Origin of the sequence: Pseudomonas sp. NPDC089401, assembly GCF_044749485.1 — a bacterium.
Classification (GTDB): Bacteria; Pseudomonadota; Gammaproteobacteria; order Pseudomonadales; family Pseudomonadaceae; genus Aquipseudomonas.
Window position 1 is genome coordinate 414,772 of the sequence record NZ_JBIVIA010000002.1, and the last position, 17,877, is coordinate 432,648.

At 64.6% G+C, this 17,877-nt stretch carries 13 protein-coding genes; 7 read left to right on the plus strand and 6 right to left on the minus strand.

Annotation, left to right across the window (positions count from 1 at the left end):
- Positions 1–6 precede the first annotated feature (6 nt).
- From ACIP21_RS06085 to ACIP21_RS06095, 3 genes are all read left to right on the plus strand, one after another.
- Entirely contained in the window at positions 7–864 is an 858-nt protein-coding gene (locus ACIP21_RS06085; RefSeq protein WP_400685183.1) for a LysR family transcriptional regulator, read from the plus strand.
- 177 nt (positions 865–1,041) lie between these two features.
- Positions 1,042–2,304: an OprD family porin gene (locus ACIP21_RS06090; protein WP_400685185.1), complete on the plus strand. Its 1,263-nt coding sequence runs from the start codon at positions 1,042–1,044 to the stop codon at positions 2,302–2,304.
- Position 2,305: 1 nt separating this feature from the next.
- Positions 2,306–3,904 carry an MFS transporter gene (locus ACIP21_RS06095; RefSeq protein WP_400685188.1) on the plus strand — a complete coding sequence of 533 codons (1,599 nt, stop codon included), beginning with the start codon at positions 2,306–2,308 and terminating at the stop codon, positions 3,902–3,904.
- 168 nt (positions 3,905–4,072) lie between these two features.
- Here ACIP21_RS06095 and ACIP21_RS06100 read toward each other — a convergent pair whose 3' ends face one another.
- The 4 genes from ACIP21_RS06100 to ycaC form a co-directional block, all read right to left on the minus strand.
- Positions 4,073–5,914, minus strand: a complete 1,842-nt coding sequence (locus ACIP21_RS06100) for an amidohydrolase (protein WP_400685875.1) — start codon at positions 5,912–5,914, stop codon at positions 4,073–4,075.
- 281 nt (positions 5,915–6,195) lie between these two features.
- On the minus strand, positions 6,196–7,014 hold the full coding sequence (locus ACIP21_RS06105; RefSeq protein ID WP_400685190.1) for an alpha/beta fold hydrolase: 819 nt from the start codon (positions 7,012–7,014) through the stop codon (positions 6,196–6,198).
- A 40-nt stretch (positions 7,015–7,054) separates the two neighbouring features.
- Positions 7,055–7,621 carry an antibiotic biosynthesis monooxygenase gene (locus tag ACIP21_RS06110; protein ID WP_400685192.1) on the minus strand — a complete coding sequence of 189 codons (567 nt, stop codon included), beginning with the start codon at positions 7,619–7,621 and terminating at the stop codon, positions 7,055–7,057.
- 114 nt (positions 7,622–7,735) lie between these two features.
- Positions 7,736–8,365, minus strand: a complete 630-nt coding sequence (gene ycaC, locus ACIP21_RS06115; protein WP_400654143.1) for an isochorismate family cysteine hydrolase YcaC — start codon at positions 8,363–8,365, stop codon at positions 7,736–7,738.
- Between the two features lie 333 nt (positions 8,366–8,698).
- On the opposite strand from ycaC, the gene ACIP21_RS06120 reads away from it, so the two are divergent.
- Together ACIP21_RS06120 and ACIP21_RS06125 are read left to right on the plus strand one after the other, a co-directional pair.
- Complete coding sequence (locus tag ACIP21_RS06120) at positions 8,699–10,105, plus strand: PAAR domain-containing protein (protein ID WP_400685194.1); 1,407 nt, start codon at positions 8,699–8,701, stop codon at positions 10,103–10,105.
- Between the two features lie 537 nt (positions 10,106–10,642).
- Positions 10,643–12,070 carry a mechanosensitive ion channel domain-containing protein gene (locus tag ACIP21_RS06125; protein ID WP_400685196.1) on the plus strand — a complete coding sequence of 476 codons (1,428 nt, stop codon included), beginning with the start codon at positions 10,643–10,645 and terminating at the stop codon, positions 12,068–12,070.
- A gap of 123 nt (positions 12,071–12,193) precedes the next feature.
- Here the strand turns inward: ACIP21_RS06125 and ACIP21_RS06130 are convergent, their stop codons facing one another.
- Together ACIP21_RS06130 and ACIP21_RS06135 are read right to left on the minus strand one after the other, a co-directional pair.
- Entirely contained in the window at positions 12,194–13,480 is a 1,287-nt protein-coding gene (locus ACIP21_RS06130; RefSeq protein ID WP_400685198.1) for an NAD(P)/FAD-dependent oxidoreductase, read from the minus strand.
- A gap of 173 nt (positions 13,481–13,653) precedes the next feature.
- Positions 13,654–15,144, minus strand: a complete 1,491-nt coding sequence (locus tag ACIP21_RS06135) for an aldehyde dehydrogenase family protein (RefSeq protein ID WP_400685200.1) — start codon at positions 15,142–15,144, stop codon at positions 13,654–13,656.
- A gap of 135 nt (positions 15,145–15,279) precedes the next feature.
- Between ACIP21_RS06135 and ACIP21_RS06140 the strand changes: the two genes are divergently transcribed.
- Together ACIP21_RS06140 and ACIP21_RS06145 are read left to right on the plus strand one after the other, a co-directional pair.
- Positions 15,280–16,170 carry a LysR family transcriptional regulator gene (locus ACIP21_RS06140; RefSeq protein ID WP_400685202.1) on the plus strand — a complete coding sequence of 297 codons (891 nt, stop codon included), beginning with the start codon at positions 15,280–15,282 and terminating at the stop codon, positions 16,168–16,170.
- Between the two features lie 202 nt (positions 16,171–16,372).
- On the plus strand, positions 16,373–17,758 hold the full coding sequence (locus tag ACIP21_RS06145; RefSeq protein ID WP_400685204.1) for a VOC family protein: 1,386 nt from the start codon (positions 16,373–16,375) through the stop codon (positions 17,756–17,758).
- Positions 17,759–17,877: the final 119 nt, after the last annotated feature.

The window sequence follows — 17,877 nt, forward strand, 5'->3', positions numbered from 1 at the left end:
GCCCTGATGAACTGGGATGACACACGCGTATTCCTCGCGCTGTGCCGCGACCGGACCCTGCGTGGCGCGGCCCGCAGCCTGGGCGTTGATCAGGCGACGGTCGGCCGCCGCCTCGCTTCGCTGGAAGGCGCACTGGACGCGACGCTGTTCCTGCGCACCTCCAGCGGTTACTCGCTGACCCGTGCTGGCGAAGTGGCCATGCAGGCGGCCCTTGAAATGGAGGCCGCCGCCGCCGTCCTGCAGCGGCAGATCCTCGGCCTGGATGACCGCCTGAGCGGCGTGGTGCGGGTCACCACCACCGACTCCTTCGCCCTGGACTTCATCATCCCCGCCGTCGCCCGGCTGCGCCTGGAGCACCCGGGGATCGAGGTGCAGTTGCAGGCCTCGACGCAGATGCTCAACCTCAGCCAGCGCGAGGCGGATATCGCCGTGCGCACGCACAAGCCGGACAACCCCGAACTGGTGGTGCGGCGCCTGGCACGCTGGCACAGCGGGCTGTTCGCTTCGCGCGATTACCTGCAACGATGTGGCGAGCCGCGGCCTGGGGAGGCCTTTGCCGGGCATGAACTGGTGGTCTATCAGCCGCACCTGGACAGCGGCAAGGACGTGACCCTGGCCGGCGAGCCGATCGCCCAGGGGCGCATCGCCATGACCTGTACTTCAGGATTGATGGTGCGCCGAGCGGTGGCCAACGGCATCGGGCTGGGAGAGCTGCCGGTGCCCCTGGGGCTGCGGGATGGGCTGCAGCAGGTCTGGGCGCAGCGCAAGCCTTACGATATCTGGCTGGTGACCCACCAGGATGTGCGCCACACGGCCCGGGTGCGGGTGGTGATCGAGGCGATCGCGCAGGCCTTCAGCCTGTAGATTGCCTGTACCGGCCCTTTCGCGGGTGAACCCGCTCCCACAGGGACCGGTGGGATCTCCGGCCTGTGGTCACCCGCGAAAGGGCCGGCACAGGCAGAACCCACTCCAGCACACAGTTACAAGACCCCTGCCCCCTCCTTGCCCCACAGTCCCGGATCATCGCCCCCCGGAGCCCCCATGATCCGCGCCACCCACGGGCCAGGCCGCGCCCTGCTCGCCACCCTCGCCCTCTGCCCGGCACTCGGCCAGGCCGACGAACCTGGCTGGTCGCTGCTCAGCCGCAACTACTTCCTGCACAGCGACTTCCGCTCACCTTCCGCCAGCGGCCAGAACTACCGCCAGGAATGGGCCCAGGGCTTCATCGGCGAGCTCCGCTCGGGCTTTACCGAGGGTACCGTCGGGCTCGGCATCGATGCCCATGGCTTTCTCGGCCTCAAGCTCGACGGCGGCCGTGGCCATGCCGGCACCGGCCTGCTGCCCCGGGACAGCGATGGCCGCGCCGAGTCGAGCTATTCCAGCGCTGGCGCCGCGCTCAAGCTGCGCCTGGGCAACACCCAGCTGCGCTACGGCGAGATGAGCGTGGAAACCCCGGTGTTCGATACCGGCGACAAGCGCCTGCACCCGGAATACGCCACAGGCTGGTTCATCGAAAATACCGACCTGCCCGACTGGCACCTGCAGGCCGGGCGCTTCACCGCCTTCAACAACCAGGACAACAGCTCCACCCACGACGACTTCACAGGCTACGGCGCCACCACCGGCAACCACGCCATCAGCCTGGCCGGCGCCACCTTCGCGCCCCATGGCCCGCTCGGCGGCGCGCTGTACGCCGGGCAGCTGGAAGACACCTGGCGCCAGGCCTACCTCAACCTCAACCTGGCCGAAGGCAACTGGCGCCTGGACGGCAATCTGTACAAGACCCGCGACACCGGCAACGCCAGTGCCGGGGCGATCGACACCCTCGCCTACAGCCTGCTGGGCAAATATCGCTTTGGCGCCCAGGCCGTGACCCTGGCCTATCAGAAGGTCGAGGGCGACACCCCGTTCGACTTCGTCGGCGGCGACTCCATCTACCTGGCCAACTCGATCAAGTACGCCGACTTCAACGGCCCCGGCGAACGCTCGTGGCAACTGCGCTACGACCTCGACTTCGCCACCCTCGGCATGCCCGGCCTGAGCCTGATGGGCCGCTACGTCAGCGGCCGCGGCATCGACGGCAGCCATGCGCCGGCAAGCGGGGCCTACGTCAACCAGTACGACCAGGGCGGCAAGCACTGGGAACGCGACATCGACCTGAAGTACGTGGTGCAGTCGGGCGCGGCCAAGGACCTGAGCCTGTCGTTCTCCCACGTCAGCCACCGCGCCAACCAGGCCCAGGCCGGCGATGACATCGACCGCATCTACCTGATCATCGAATATCCACTCAAAGGCAGCTTCTGACATGAGCACATCCCCTTCAGGCGCCTGGAGCCCGTTGCGCAATACCACCTTCCGCATGCTGTGGATCGCCACCATCGCCTCCAACATCGGCACCTGGATGCACGAGGTGGGCGCCGGCTGGCTGATGACCACGTTGTCGGCGAGCCCCCTGCACGTGGCGCTGATCCAGGTGGCCGGCTCCCTGCCGATGTTCTTCCTCGCCCTGCCGGCGGGGGCGGCGGCGGATATCGTCGACAAGCGCCGCTACCTGCTGCTGGTGCAGTTATGGATGTCATCGGTGGCCGTGGTGCTGGCGGCGCTGACCCTGCTCGGGCTGATGAACGTCACCCTGCTGCTGGTGCTGACCCTGGCGCTGGGCATCGGCACGGCGCTGATGATGCCGGCCTGGAGCGCGCTGACCCCGGAACTGGTGGGCAAGCAAGACCTGGCCAATGCGGTGGCGATTTCCAGCGTCGGCATCAACGTGTCCCGCGCCATCGGCCCGGCGCTGGCCGGGGTGGTGGTCAGCCTGGTCGGGCCGTGGCTGACCTTCGCGCTCAATGCGGTGTCATTTGCCGGGGTGATCCTGGTGCTGCTGCTGTGGAAGCGCGAGGTGAAGGAGCCGTTGCTGCCGGCCGAGCGTTTCGTCGCGGCCATGCGCACCGGCCTGCGCTTCGCACGCAGCGCCAAGCCCTTGCAGGCCGTGCTGGTGCGGGCCTTGGCGTTCTTCTTCTGTGCCAGCGCCGGGACCTCGCTGCTGCCATTGATCGTGCGCGGCGAGATGCACGGCACAGCCGCCGACTTCGGCCTGCTGCTGGCCGCCATCGGCATCGGCGCGGTGGCTGGCGCCACGCTGCTGCCACGCCTGCGCGAACGCATCAGCCGCGACCGCCTGGTGCTGCTCGCCAGCCTGCTGTATGCGCTGTTCCTGCTGGCCTTGGCGCTGGTGCGCAACTTCTACCTGCTGCTGCCGGCCATGCTGCTCAGCGGCGCGGCGTGGATCGCCGTGCTGTCCAACCTGCAGGTGGCGGCGCAGACCTCGGTGCCGGCCTGGGTACGGGCGCGGGCATTGTCGGTGTACATCCTGATCTTCTTCGGTGCCATGGCCTGCGGCGGGTTGCTGTGGGGCACGCTGGCCAGCCACGCGTCGATCACCCTGAGCCTGCTGCTGGCGGCGGGTGGCCTGGCGCTGGGCACCTTGCTGACCTGCAAGGTGGCGCTGCCGGAAACCGAGGCCGAGGAGCTGACGCCATCGCTGCACTGGCCGGTGCCGGTGCTTGGCGATGACCTGGACCAGGACAGCGGGCCGGTGATGGTCACCGTGGAGTACCACATCGCGCCGGCCAAGGCCGAGGCGTTCCAGCAGGCGGCGCGGGAGCTGGAGGCGATGCGCAAGCGCAATGGCGCGTTGTCGTGGGGGTTGATGCGCGACAGTGCCGACCCTGCGCTGTGGCTGGAGTTCTTCTTTGAAGAGTCGTGGCTGGAGCATCTGCGCCATCACCATCGGGTGACCCGCGGGGAGCTGAAGATCGAGGCGCGGGTGAGGATGCTGCAGAGCGAAGGGGTCGAGGTCAAGATTCGCCATCTGTTGGCGGGTGCAGAGCGCAAGGATCTGCATTGATGCCAGCTGTGCCGGCCTCTTCGCGGGTAAACCCGCTCCCACAGGGACCGCGCAGGTTCTGAACGCTGTGCAGTACCTGTGGGAGCGGGTTTACCCGCGAAAGGGCCGGCACTGAAGAAACAAAAAAGGGGGCCAGATACTGGCCCCCCTGCTTCAGATCAGCTCAGCTCAGAACGCAAAGCACGAGCAACCCAACGCCCCCCAGAAGCCCTGGAAGTCGTTCACCGGCACACTCGACTTGCGCGCCTTGTCATGGCTGTGCGCATGCACCCCGCACGGCCCCGAGCACTGGTGCACGGCAGCGGCCAGCGACGGCGTGCCCACTCGCCAGTGCCCCGGCACCTTGGCCACCGGCGACCACTCTGGCAGCACCGGCACCTGCGGTGGGCCAAGGCGATCGAACTCGCCCGCTGCGTACACCACCTTGCCGTCGACGATGGTCAGCACCGACTCGATGCCCTTGATCGCTTCTTCCTCGACACTGAAGAAGTCCAGCGACAAGGCCGCCAGGTCCGCCAGCTGACCGACCTTGATCTGGCCCTTCTTGCCCTGCTCGCTGGAGAACCAGGCACTGCCCTGGGTGAACAGCTGCAGCGCGGTGTCGCGGTCCAGGCCCTCCGGGTACAGCTCCATGCCGCCAACGGTCTTGCCGCTGACCAACCAGTACAGCGAGGTCCAGGGGTTGTAGCTGGACACGCGGGTGGCGTCGGTACCGGCACCGACCGGCACGCCCATTTCGAGCATGCGCTTGATCGGCGGGGTCTGCTCGGCGGCCTTGGCGCCGTAGCGATCGACGAAGTACTCACCCTGGAAGGCCATGCGGTCCTGGATGGCGATACCACCGCCCAGCGCACGCACGCGCTCGATGTTCTGCGGGGTGATGGTTTCGGCGTGGTCGAAGAACCACGGCAGGCCGTTGAACGGGATGTCGCGGTTGACCTTCTCGAACACGTCGAGCATGCGCGTGATCGATTCGTTGTAGGTGGCGTGCAGGCGGAACGGCCAGCGCTGCTCGACCAGGTGGCGCACCACCGGCTCCAGTTCTTCTTCCATGGTCTGCGGCAGGTCCGGGCGCGGCTCGAGGAAGTCCTCGAAGTCGGCGGCGGAGAACACCAGCATCTCGCCGGCGCCATTGTGGCGCAGGAAGTCGGTGCCGCTGTGCAGCTTGACGCTGGAAGTCCACTTACGGAAATCGTCCAGCTCTTCCTTGGGTTTCTGGGTGAACAGGTTGTAGGCGATACGCACGGTCAGCTGGTTGTTGTCGGCCAGCTCCTGGATCACCGAATAGTCGTCGGGGAAGTTCTGGTAGCCGCCGCCGGCGTCGATGGCGCTGGTCAGGCCCAGGCGGTTCAGCTCGCGCATGAACTGGCGGGTGGAGTTGACCTGGTACTCCAGTGGCAGCTTCGGCCCCTTGGCCAGGGTTGCGTACAGGATCATCGCGTTGGGACGGGCGATCAGCATGCCGGTCGGATTGCCGAACTTGTCACGCTGGATTTCGCCGCCCGGTGGGTTCGGCGTGGTCTTGTCGTAGCCGACCGCCTTGAGCGCGGCGCGGTTGAGCAGTGCGCGGTCGTAGAGGTGCAGCAGGAACACCGGGGTGTCGGGCGCGGCCTGGTTGATTTCTTCCAGGGTCGGCATGCGTTTTTCGGCGAACTGGAATTCGTTCCAGCCACCGACCACCCGCACCCACTGCGGGGTCGGCGTGCGCGCGGCCTGGTCCTTGAGCATGCGCAGGGCATCGGCCACCGACGGCACGCCTTCCCAGCGCAGTTCCAGGTTGTAGTTCAGGCCACCGCGGATCAGGTGCAGGTGCGAGTCGTTCAGACCCGGGATCACCGTGCGCTGCTTGAGGTCGATGATCTGCGTGGCGGCGCCCTTGTGGGCCATGGCCTCGGCGTCGTTGCCCACGGCGATGAAGCGGCCGTCCTTGATGGCGACGGCGGTGGCGGTGGGCATTTCGCGGTCAACGGTGTGCAGTTTGCCGTTGAACAGAATCAGGTCGGCGGTCATGGAACCTCCTTGGGTGGATGCGTGAGCGGATCCGGCGGAGCCGGCAAAGGGCAATGCAGACCAGAGCGCGCCGGCGGCGCCGAGCACGGTGCCGGTGGCGAGGATCTGGCGACGGGTCTTGTCGTTGCGGTCCTGGGACATGGTCTTCTCCGTCTGGGCGGCAGCAGGCGCAACCGTGGAGCATGCCGGTTGACGCGGGGTCAGGGCTTGGATGAATGTGCGGTGGGTGGCTGAAGGCGAGCCTCATCGCGGCGGTTCGACGCCGCGGAGGCCTCCCGCATTTACTTCTGGAGGAACGCCAGCAGGTCTTCGTTCAGCTGCTGAGCATGAGTCACGGCAAACCCGTGGGGCGCACCCGCATACACCTTCAGCTCGGCGCCGCGAATCAGCTCCGCCGCGCGCTTGCCAGTGGCCTCGAACGGCACGATCTGGTCGTCGTCACCGTGGATCACCAGGGTCGGCACATCGATCTTGGCCATGTCCGGGCGGAAGTCGGTCTCGGAGAACGCGGTCACGCAATCCAGGGTGCCCTTGATCGACGCCAGCAGCGCGATGTTCAGGGTCTGGCTCTGCACGCCCTGGGACACCTTCTGCCCATGGTTGATGCCATAGAACGGCGCGGCGAAATCGGCGATGAACTGCGCGCGGTCGGCACGCAGGCCGGCGCGGATGCCTTCGAACACCGACAGGTCGACACCTTCGGGGTTGTCCTCACGCTGGCCGAACACCGGGGTCACCGCGCCCAGCAGCACCAGCTTGGCCACCCGCGCGCTGCCGTGGCGGGCGATGTAGCGGCTGACATCGCCGCCACCCATCGAGAAGCCCACCAGGGTCACGTCGCGCAGGTCGAGGTGCTCGATCAACTGGGCGATGTCGTCGGCGAAGGTGTCGTAGTCGTAGCCGGTCCACGGCTGGCTCGAGCGGCCGAAACCCCGGCGGTCGAAGGCGATGGCGCGGTAGCCGCGGCTGGCCAGGAACTCCATCTGCGAGTCCCACATGTCGGCGTCCAGTGGCCAGCCGTGGCTGAACAGCACGGGCTTGCCGCTGCCCCAGTCCTTGTAGTAGATCGAAGTGCCGTCGCGGGTAACGAGGGTGGTCATGTCGGTATCTCCTTGAAAGTGTCTGGTTGAGGGCGTTGGCTCAGCCGCGCAGCCAGTTGGCGCAGCGGCGGGTGACCCAAGGCATGATGTAGAACACCACGGGCAGGATGACGAACAGGTTGACGATCAGGTTGCCGCTGATCGGCCCGCCCAGTTGCGGGAAGCGCGCGAAAAACGGCGCCAGCAGCTGCGGGATGATCATCGTCATGGGGCAGATCACCAGGTAGGTCAGCAGCGCCTGTTTCCAGCGCGGCGGTTGCTTGGCGCTGCTGCTCGGCGGGGTGAACCAGAACTCCGGGTCGTCGTGCACCTGGGTGCGGTCGCCACCGTCGAGCAAGGGCAGCACTTCATTGACCAGCGCCTGGCGTTCGGCGGAGTTGACCCAGGCCTGCAACAGGCTGGCATCGGCGAAACGCACCACGGTGGTGAAGTGTAGCCCGCCCTCGTCCGGGCGAATGACGTTGACGTCCAGGTGGCCTGGCTGGCGGCGCGCGGTGCTCACCGTGCGCTTGAGCCATTCTTCGTAGGCCGCCAGCGACTCGGCGCGGGCCTTGTGCTGGATGACCAGGGTGACCACGTTGCGGTTGTCTTGGAATGCGGTGTTCATCGGCGTTCCTTGGGATGAGCTTGCCCGCATCCACTGTGCAACGGCGGACGGGCGGAGGATTGGACGGGTGTGCTGCGCTGGCCGGGCACCGCTCGGCGGTGCCCGGTGCGTGGCTTATTTGTTGGCGTTGAAGGCGTTGTAGCTGGTCATCAGGTTGCGGTAGTCCGGGATGTGGTTGGAGCACAGCGCGGCCAGGCCTTCGATGTCGTTGCGCCAGTCGCGGTGCAGCTCGCAGGCCACGCCGAACCAGGTCATCAGTTGCGCGCCGGCCTGGCTCATGCGGTCGTGGGCGGCGTCGCGGGTCATGGCGTTGAAGGTGCCGGAGGCATCGGTCACCACGAAGACGTCGAACTCTTCTTCCAGGGCAGCCAGGGCCGGGAAGGCGACGCACACTTCGGTCACTACGCCAGCGATGATCAGCTGCTTCTTGCCGGTGGCCTTCACGGCCTTGACGAAGTCTTCGTTGTCCCAGGCGTTGATCTGGCCTGGGCGGGCGATGTACGGGGCGTCCGGGAACAGTTCTTTCAGTTCCGGCACCAGCGGGCCGTTGGGGCCTTGTTCGAAGCTGGTGGTGAGGATGGTCGGCAGGTTGAAGAACTTGGCCAGGTCGGCCAGGGCCAGGACGTTGTTCTTGAACGCGTCCGGCTCGATGTCACGGACCAGGGACAGCAGGCCAGCCTGGTGATCGACCAGCAGTACGGCGGCGTCGTCTTTGTTCAGGCGGTTGTATTTGAAGTTGGTCATTTGGGTAGCTCCTAAGGGTTTTGATTTTCAGTAAGTTGGGTGTTTCGCGTTGATGGGAGAAGATTAAAACCATCACCTTTGGAGCGGTAGATAGTGGTTTTTGGCTTTAGCGTTCCATTTAAGGAACGATCTGAGCACATGGATACAAGCCCGGGCCAGACCGCCTGATTCCGCAATTCGGACACACTTTTAGATACCTTCTGCCGGATTGTCAGATTTCTCCTACAGATAAATCTCCAGCCCTGGTAGGACGCGTCTCAATTGACACAGCCCCCGGAAATAGGCGTTTCCAGGGTGATAGCTTCCCGGTTCCGTAGCTCAAGGAACCGAGTCATGAACCTGCGCACCAGCATTTTCGGCAATGGCCAGGGCCTGGATGGTGACCTCACCACCACCGGCGCCACCTGCATCGCCAGCCAGTCCCGCGGCACTTTCAACGGCCGCCGCTGGTTGATCGAGGGCGACCGCACCACCGATTGCCCGCTTTGCGGCGAAGCCGGCGTCATCATTGAAGGCGAACGACGCTGGATCCAGGACGGCCGCCCTACTGCCGTGGACGGCACGCTGGTCAAATGCGGTTGCCCATTGGGTAGCAACCGCGTGGTGGCGCCGCTGCATCAGTCGCCTGCGGCGCGCAGCGCGCCTGCTATGGCAGCTGTACATGAAACATCGCCTCCGGCCTACTCAAGCTCACCGGTGAAAAACACCTATCACCCCCCTGCATTCCCGGCCCCCCCTGGCCCGCATGGAATGGAGCCTGGCTTTTACGTCGTGCCGCGGTGCATGACCTATCAGGAGGTCCTTCTTGAACTGGGTGCCCCCCAAGCCAACCTGCCGCGCTCGCTCCTCGAGCGCCTGAACCCGACCTATCAGCAGGGGTTCAAGGCAGGCGAGATTTTCGTCATCGGCGATGGCTTGAGTCGGCCGGTCTGTACACAGGCAGAGCTATCTGCGATGAGCGCGGCCAAGAAGGCGCGGGAAGCGTTGGCGAGTCTGACGCCGGAAGAGGCGGAGTTCATGATGCAGCACCAGGCGGAGATTGCTGGGTTGCTCAGTGATGTGAGCGTGGCCGTGGGAATGAGCCAGGCGATGATGAACAAGTCATTGGAGGAGCTGAGTTCGATATTGCGAGAAATCGAAAAACTACATAGAAGTCAGTTCATAAAGCACGGTCACCTGAGGCACGAAGAATTTTTCACAGAGCGCAGAAAGCTATTCCAACTATTAGATAGAAATCTGAAAATGACCGTTCTGAATAAACATCTGAATCTTGGTGATTATAAAGCGCTACGAAGAGACCTCGGCATTTCCTCTAGGAGTTTGGTACACCACTGGAGTAAAGCCGGGGGACCGCTGCATATTCCAGGCTATTCAACACATCTGGACAAGCTGGCCAAGATGGCTAAATATTTGAAAGCCGGGGGCTACATAGGGATTGCCATAGGTGGCGCAGGCTCGGCAGTCAAAATCGCAGAAGTGTGCCAGGCAGGTAATACTAAAGCCTGTAAAAAAGTCAAGGTCACCGAAGCCGGTAATTTTTCAGGCGACCTGGCTGGTGGCTGGGCGATGGGGAAGATATCAGGCAGCGTCGCTGCGAAGGTATGCTTGAGAGCTGGGGCTGGTAGTTTGGCATGTATCGTAGTAATCACAGGAGCCGGTGCAGTTGCGGGAAGTGTTGGAGGTATGCAAATTGGAGAAGAAGTAGCCGACTTGATCTTCGAGGCTTTTCCTGATGATTGATAACCTTGACTTGAAGTTAAAGCTATTTTTATATATAGCTCCGTTTCTCTTATGCTGTATCGGGTTTGCGGTAGATTTGCACATAGCTTGCTCTCGTGAGTATGAAGCCATGGCTTCAGCGCTTCAGAAAAGCAAGTGCTTCGAGATTGCGACAACAGTCTTTAGCAAGCAGAACATACGCAGCAGGATAATGATTATCTCCATGATATCAAGCGAACTCTCGTCGCCCTCAGCCAGCATTCTCAGAGGGTCACTGGACATTGAAGATTATTTATACTTCCCCGAGCCACTCCAAAGGAAAATAATATTCTCGTCCAGAATAAATGCCGTAGCTGTACTCTGGTTAATACTCGATTATTTTTTCCTATAGCAATTTCAATGAAGTAACCGGTTGGACCGTATATAAATCACCCGGGGCTATCGCGGCGCCAGGAGAGGAGTCAATGAGTAGGTGAAATAACTACCTCTCCCCCATTGCCTGCCATCTCAACCTCCTCTATTACTACCCCCTGCCCTCCCCTCACCCCCGAGACCTCCATGCTGGCGTTCATCCAGTCGTCCCCGTTGTTGCTCGGCACCGCCCTCCTCCTGCTCGACCTTGTGCTCTGGCAGCTGATCCCCCTTCAGCGCCGGGCCTGGCGCATCGGCACGCGGCTGGTGATCTTCCTGCTGTTCAGCGCGGTGCTGGTGGCCGCCGGCATGAGCCCGCTGCAACCGCCGCCGTGGCCCGACGATGTGTCGCGCAACCTCATGGCCACGGTATTGGCCATCGGCTGGTGGCTGTTCGGCGCGCGCACGGTGACCGTGGTGTTCGGCCTGCTGCTGGTGGCCCGGGGCAGCCATGGCGGGCGTTTGCTGCAGGATGTGCTGGGGGCGCTGATCTTTCTCGCCGCGGTGGTCGCCGCCGCGGGGTATGTGATGCAACTGCCGGTGAAAGGCCTGCTGGCGACCTCCGGGGTGATGGCCATCGTCATCGGCCTGGCGTTGCAGAGCACCCTGGCCGACGTGTTCAGCGGCATCGTGCTGAACACCACGCGGCCCTACCAGATTGGCGATTCGATCTCCATCGACGGCACCGAAGGCAAGGTGCTGGACATCGACTGGCGCGCCACTCGCCTGCTCACTGGCAGCGGCAGCCTGGCAGTGATCCCCAATTCGGTGGCGGCCAAGGCGCGACTGCTCAACCACAGCCGGCCGGCCGACGTGCACGGGGTTTCGATCAGCGTGGTGGTGCCGGCCAAGGTGCGGCCCAAGCGGGTGTTCGATGCGCTGGAGAAGGCGTTGCAGGGCACCAGCGCGGTGCTCGCTTCACCCAGGCCCAAGGTCACGGTGAAGGCGTCGTCGCTGGAGTCGGTGGAATACGAGGCCAGCGGTTTCGTTGCCGACATGGGTGCCAAGACCGAGGCGCGCAACCAGCTGTTCGACCTGGCCCACCGGCACCTGGAGGCCAGCGGGGTGATGTGGAACGTCGACCTCGCGCTGCCGCCGCGCACGCGCCAGCGCGAGGTGCTGGACGAGGTGCGGGTGTTCCGCTCGTTGAGCGCCGAGGAGCGCGATGCCTTGAGCCAGCGGATGACGGCGGTGGAATACCTGGCCGACCAGGTGATCCTCGGTGTAGGCGAGCAGTCCGATCATTTGCTGGTGATAGGCAGCGGCGTGGTGTCGGCATCGATACGCGATGGCGACAAGCTGCTGGAGGCCGGGCGCATGGGGCCCGGCGAGGTGCTGGGGATCGAGGGGATCATCGACGAGGACGACTCGCAGGCCGAGTTCCGCACCTTGACCAGCTGCGTGCTGTACCGGATCGACAAGGCCCAGGTGAAGCGCTGCCTGGAGCAGCGGAGCGAGGTGCAGACGGCGTTGAGCAAGCTGCAGCGGTTCCGCCTTCAGAACCGGGAATCGCTGTTGTTGCAGAAACCGGTTTCGATCAAGAAAGGTGGCTTCTTGAGCTGGTTGCACAAATAAGCCTGTACCGGCCCTTTCGCGGGTAAACCCGCTCCCACAGGGATCGCGCAAGGACTGAATCCTGTGCAGTACCTGTGGGAGCGGGTTTATCGGGGCGCCGAACCGCCGCGAAGAGGCCATTTGCTACAGCACAACCCTCAGACATTGACCGGCGTGGTATAGCGAGAACCCTGACTCATAAAACGCAGTCCGCAACGAAGGCGCACTCACCCCGCTCATCGCCGAGAACGGAATCGGCAAACTGTCCGCCTCCCCCTTCAGCAGAAACTCGGCAAACGCCCGGCCGATCACGGTCCCGGTGGTATTGCCACGCCCGTTGTAGCCGGTCACCGCCACCAGCCCCGGCGCCGGCTCGAACAGCCGCATCAGGTGGTCCGGGGTGAAATCGATGCAGCCAGTCCAGTGCATCTCCCACTCGACCTTGCCCAGCGCCGGGTAGTAGTGGCTCTGGATGCGGTCGGCCCATCTGCGCACGAACCACGCCGGCTTGTTGTCGACCCGGCCCAGGCTGCCGAGCAGCAGGCGGCCCTGGTCGTCGCGGCGGATGCTGCTGAGCACGGTGCGGGTGTCCCATGAGCCCTGGCCATGCGGCAGCACCTTGTCGGCTGCCGCGCCATGCAACGGCCTGGACGCCACCTGGTAGTAGTAACCACGGAAGAACTGCTTCTGCAGGTTGCTCCAGTCGCCCTCGGTGTAGGCACCGGTGGAAATCACCACCTTGTCGGCGCGCACGGCGCCGCGTGCAGTCTTCACCCGCCAGGCATCGCCATCACGCTCCAGGCCTTCGACCGAGGACTGCTGGAACAGCTTGCCGCCCAGGCGCATCATGGCGACGGCCAGGCCCAGGGTGTAGCCCATGGGGTTGAGGGTGCCGGCGCGGTGGTCGAGCAGCGCGGCGGAGATCTTGTCGGTGCCGCAGTATTCCTGGCATTGGGCGCCGGTCAACAGCTCGACATCGGCACCGCGGCGGCGCCATTGCTCATGGCGGGCCTCGAGATCGGCGATGCCGGTGGCATTGTGCGCCATGTGCAGCGTGCCTTTGTGCTGGGCCTGGCAGTCGATGCCAAGGCGTTCGATCATGGCGAACACTTCGCCCGGGGCCTCGCCGAGCACCTTGTTCAGGCGGCTGCCCTGCTTCTGGCCGAGGGTCGCCTCGACATCGTCGGGGCGGATCCAGGTGCCGGCGTTGACCAGGCCGACGTTGCGCCCGGAGCCGCCATGGCCGACCTTCCAGGCCTCCAGCAGGATCACCGACTTGCCCTGTTCGAGCAGGTGTATGGCTGCCGACAGGCCGGTGATGCCGCCGCCGATCACGCAGACATCGGCCTGGTGTTCACCGGCCAGGGCCTGCATGGCGACGGTCGGTTGGCTGACGTGCTCCCACAAGCATTGTTGACGCAGTTCGGACATGGCCCGGCTCCAGCGATATTGTTCTTGTTGCGGTTGGGGCGGCGTTGCCGCCCATTCGCGGGTGAACCCGCTCCCACAAGGACCTCACAGGTTTCGAAAGCTGTGGGGCCCCTGTGGGAGCGGGTTTACCCGCGAACCGGGGGCAAGGCCCCCGGCCATGCAGCATCAATGCATCAGTCGAACACGATCCCCTGCGCCAGCGGCAGCTCACGCGAGTAGTTCACGGTATTGGTCTGGCGACGCATGTAGCCCTTCCACGCATCCGACCCGGACTCGCGGCCACCACCGGTCTCCTTCTCGCCCCCAAACGCCCCGCCGATCTCCGCACCGCTGGTACCGATGTTGACGTTGGCAATGCCGCAATCGCTGCCTGAAGCACTCTGGAATCGCTCGGCCTCGCGAATGTCGGTGGTGAAGATGCACGACGACAGGCCTTGCGGCACCTCGTTGTTCAGGCGCAGGGCCTCCTCGAAATCGTCGTAGGCCAGCACGTAGAGGATCGGCGCGAAAGTCTCGTGGCGCACCACCTCACTCTGGGCCGGCATCTCGGCAATGGCCGGCGACACGTAGTAGGCATTCGGGTATTCGCCGGCCAGCTGGCGCTCGCCACCGAACACCTGCCCACCTTCGTCACGGGCCTTGGCCAACGCGCCCTGCATGGCGTCGAACGAGAGCTTGTCGATCAACGGGCCGACCAGGTTGTCCTTGCGTGGATCGCCGATGCGCACCTTGGCGTAGGCGGCTTTGACCCGCGCCACCACGTCGTCCTTGATCGAGCGGTGCACGATCAACCGGCGCAGGGTGGTACAGCGCTGGCCGGCGGTGCCGACGGCGGAGAACAGGATGCCGCGCACGGCCAGGTCGAGGTCGGCACTCGGTGCCAGGATCATGGCGTTGTTGCCGCCCAGTTCGAGAATGCTGCGACCGAAACGGGCCGCCACACGTGGGCCGACTTCGCGCCCCATGCGGGTGCTGCCGGTGGCGCTGACCAGCGGCACGCGCGGGTCGTCGACCAGCGCTTCGCCGGCTTCACGGCCGCCGATCACCAGCTGGGCCAGGCCCGCCGGGGCATCGCCGAAGGCTTTCAGGGCTTTTTCGAACAGCGCCTGACACGCCAGGGCGGTCAGCGGGGTCTTCTCGGACGGCTTCCACACCACCGCGTTGCCGGCCACCAGGGCCAGGGCGGTATTCCAGGCCCATACGGCGACCGGGAAGTTGAAGGCGCTGATCACGCCGACCACACCCAGCGGATGCCAGGTTTCACGCATGTGGTGGCCTGGGCGCTCAGAGGCGATGGTAAGGCCATAAAGCTGGCGCGACAGGCCCACGGCGAAGTCGCAGATGTCGATCATCTCCTGCACTTCGCCCAGGCCTTCCTGGGTGATCTTGCCGGCTTCGATCGACACCAGTTCGCCGAGGTCGGCCTTGTGCGCCCGCAACACTTCGCCGAACAGGCGCACCAGCTCGCCGCGGCGCGGTGCCGGCACGCTGCGCCAGGCTTCGAAGGCGGCCTGGGCCTGATCGATGCGGGCGCGGGTCTCGGCCTTGCCGAGCAGTTTCACCGAGGCGATCTGGCTGCCGTCGATCGGCGTGTGAACAGGGTGTTCGCCCTGGGTGTAAGCCGCGGCGGCAACGCCAAGGCGCTCGAGCAATCCAGCAACCATTTGTGCTTCTCCTGCATCGGGTGATGGGGTGAAAAAGGGTGTGGGTCAGTATTAATCCGATCTCTGCAGTGCAACAAACGACCTTTATTCCGCATATCATTCCGCCAGGTAATGATCCGAGCCTCAGAGACCGCTATGTCCAAACGCCTGGTGCCCTCCATGACCGCCCTGCAGTGCTTCGAGGCTGCAGCCCGTCACCTGAGCTTCACCCGCGCAGCCGAAGAGCTGCACCTGACCCAGAGCGCGGTCAGCAAGCAGGTGGCACAGCTCGAAGACCTGCTGCGCCACCACCTGTTCCTGCGCATCCGCCGGCGCCTGCAGCTGACCCCGGCGGGCAGCCTGTACCTGGCCGAGGTCAACAAGATCCTCACCCAGGTCGATATGTCCAGCCGCTACGTGCTGACCTACGGCGAGCAGACCGAGATATTGAAGGTAGCCACTCAACCGAGTTTTGGCGTGCGCTGGCTGATCCCGCACCTCAAGGGCTTTGGCAAGCGCCACCCGAACATCCACCTGGACATCCGCAACGAGATGGAGCCGTTCGCCCTGTTGCAAGGGTCGGCGGACGTGGTGTTCTTCCATGGCCAGGGCACCTGGCCAGGGGCGACCTGCGTGGAGCTGTTCGGCGAGCAGGTGCTGCCGGTGTGCGCGCCGGAATTGCTCGCCGGGCGCGAGCTGGGGGGTGCGGGGGATCTCGCGGAGTTGGTGCTGCTGCAGAGCACGGCGCGGCCGCAGGCCTGGCATGAGTGGTTTCTGGAACTGGGGTTGCACAGTGTCAGTGCCTACCATGGGCCACGGTTCGATACGTTCTACATGGCGTTGAGCGCGGCGCAGGCCGGGTGCGGGGTGGCGTTGGTGCCGCGGTACCTGGTGGCCAAGGAGTTGGCCGAGGGGAGCCTGGTGATTGCCTGGGACCATGCGATGCACAGTGGCGGGAAGCATTACATGGCGTATGCCGAGCATGCGGCGGAAGTGCCCAAGGTGCGGGCGTTGGTGGAATGGATTCGCGAGCAGCTTCCGGCTTGAGGGCCCTTTCGCGGGTAAACCCGCTCCCACAGTGATGGCACACAGTCTGAAGCTTGTGCAGTACCTGTGGGAGCGGGTTTACCCGCGAAGAGGCCCTCAAGGTCGATCATAAATGGAATGACTGGCGCACTTTTTTTCGCTTGTGAGCCCAGTGCATTCCCAGCTTTCATGTAAAGGTCCGAACCCAACCAGGAAGCTAGCGATGCCCGCCCACGATTTCGTCAGCCCCGACAGCATCCGTGCGCAGTTCTCTGCCGCCATGTCGCTCATGTACAAACAGGAAGTGCCGCTGTACGGCAAGCTGCTGGAGCTGGTGAGCGAAATCAACCAGCGGGTCCTGGCCGAGCAGCCCAAGGTGGCCGAGGCCCTGTGCTGGACCGGCGAAATCGAACGACTCGACCAGGAGCGCCACGGTGCCATCCGCGTCGGCAGCGCCGCAGAGCTCGCGACCATCGCCCGCCTGTTCGCGGTCATGGGCATGCAGCCAGTTGGCTATTACGACCTCAGCTGCGCTGGCGTGCCGGTGCATTCCACCGCGTTTCGCGCCGAGCACGAGCAATCCCTGCACGTCAGCCCGTTCCGCGTGTTCACCTCGCTGCTGCGCCTGGAGCTGATCGACAACCCGCAACTGCGCGAGATGGCCCAGGGCATCCTGGCCAAGCGCCAGATCTTCACCGCCCGCGCCCTCGAGCTGATTGCCCAGGCCGAGCGCGATGGCGGCCTGAACGCCTCCGATGCCGACGAATTCGTGCAACAAGCCTTGCATACCTTCCGCTGGCACCAGGACGCCACGGTCACTGCCGAGCAGTATCAGCAATTGCATGACCAGCACCGCCTGATCGCCGACGTGGTGGCCTTCAAGGGCCCGCACATCAACCACCTGACCCCGCGCACCCTGGACATCGATGCAATCCAGCTGGGCATGCCAGCCAAGGGCATCCCGCCGAAGGCCGTGGTCGAAGGCCCGCCTACTCGCCGTCACCCGATCCTGTTGCGCCAGACCAGCTTCAAGGCATTGCAGGAGAGGGTCGCGTTCAGTGATCACCAGGGCAGCCACACCGCCCGCTTCGGCGAGATCGAACAGCGTGGCGCGGCGTTGACGCCCAAAGGCCGCCAGCTCTACGACAAGCTGCTCGATGCCACCCGGGCCGCCCTGGGCGGGGTACCGGCCGAGGCCAATGCCGAGCGCTACATGGCTTTGCTGCGCGAAACCTTCGCCGCATTCCCGGACGACCTGGGGCAAATGCGTGAGCAAGGGCTGGCGTATTTCCGCTACTTCGCCACCGAGAAAGGCCTGGCGGCGCGTGGGCAGGCCGAGCGGCCGAGCACGCTGGAGGGGCTGATCGAAGCTGGTCATGTGCACTTCGAGGCGCTGGTGTACGAGGACTTCCTGCCGGTGAGTGCGGCGGGGATTTTCCAGTCGAACCTGGGGGATGAGGGGCAGGCCGAGTATGGCAGCAATGCCAATCGGGAGGCGTTCGAATCAGCATTGGGGCTGCGGGTGCAGGATGAGCTGGCGCTGTATGCGCAGAGTGAGCGGCGATCGTTGCAGGCTTGTGCCCAGGCGTTGGGCCTGGGTTCGATGTAAGGCTCAAGGGCCCATTCGCGGGTAAACCCGCTCCCACAGGGATCGCACACAGTCTGAATGTGGTGCAGTACCTGTGGGGAGCGGGTTTACCCGCGAATGGGCCGCGCAGCGGCCCCGTA